Source organism: Pseudooceanicola lipolyticus (assembly GCF_002786325.1).
In the GTDB taxonomy this organism is placed as follows: Bacteria; Pseudomonadota; Alphaproteobacteria; order Rhodobacterales; family Rhodobacteraceae; genus Pseudooceanicola_C; species Pseudooceanicola_C lipolyticus.
Genome location: NZ_PGTB01000417.1, coordinates 1 through 631, shown reverse-complemented (window position 1 = coordinate 631; position 631 = coordinate 1). Strand labels below are relative to the sequence as shown.

The 631-nt window shown below is 68.5% G+C and carries 2 protein-coding genes; one reads left to right on the top strand and one right to left on the bottom strand.

Annotated elements, in window-relative coordinates:
* Positions 1 to 190, bottom strand: a 190-nt coding sequence (locus tag CVM52_RS26355; protein WP_133120029.1) for a GntR family transcriptional regulator, incomplete at its 3' end; no start/stop codon positions are given.
* 96 nt (positions 191 to 286) lie between these two features.
* Between CVM52_RS26355 and phnG the strand changes: the two genes are divergently transcribed.
* Positions 287 to 631: phosphonate C-P lyase system protein PhnG (gene phnG / locus CVM52_RS26350; RefSeq protein ID WP_100165102.1), on the top strand; the 345-nt coding region annotated here is incomplete at its 3' end.

Sequence of the window (631 nt, the reverse complement as noted above, 5' to 3'; positions counted from 1 at the left end):
GCGAGCGCAGGATGCCGCGGCCGCCCAGGTCGGCCAGGGCACGGCGCACGGTGTGGCGGTTGACCCCGAAGCGGGCGGCCAGCGCCGCCTCGGTCGGCAGCTTGTCGCCGGGGGCGTAATGGCCCGAGGCAATATCGCCTTCCAGCGTGGCGGCAATGGATTTCCAGACCGGGGTGCGGGGTGTGTTCATGAAAACTTCACATCGGACCCCTTGCCGGGTGCCGCCAAATTGCGCTAGGATTTGTCTAGTTGTATAGTGAATTAGACAAATCCGCAAGGTGTCTAGATGACCGCTCTTGATGCTACCGTCGCCCGCAAGGAATGGATGAGCCTGCTGGCCAAGGCGCCGCCGGCGCGGCTGGATGCGCTGTTTTCCGACCTGGGCGAGGCGCCGGAGTTCAGCTGGCTGCGCCCGCCGGAATGTGGCGGGGTGATGGTGCGCGGCCGGATGGGCGGCACCGGGGCACCGTTTAACCTGGGCGAGATGACGGTGACGCGCTGTGCCGTGCAGCTGGCCTCGGGCGAGGTCGGCCATGGCTATGTCCAGGGCCGGGACAAGCGCCATGCCCGGCAGGCGGCGCTGGTCGATGCGCTGATGCAGACCGGCCGGGCCGGCGCGTTGCGCGCGGCG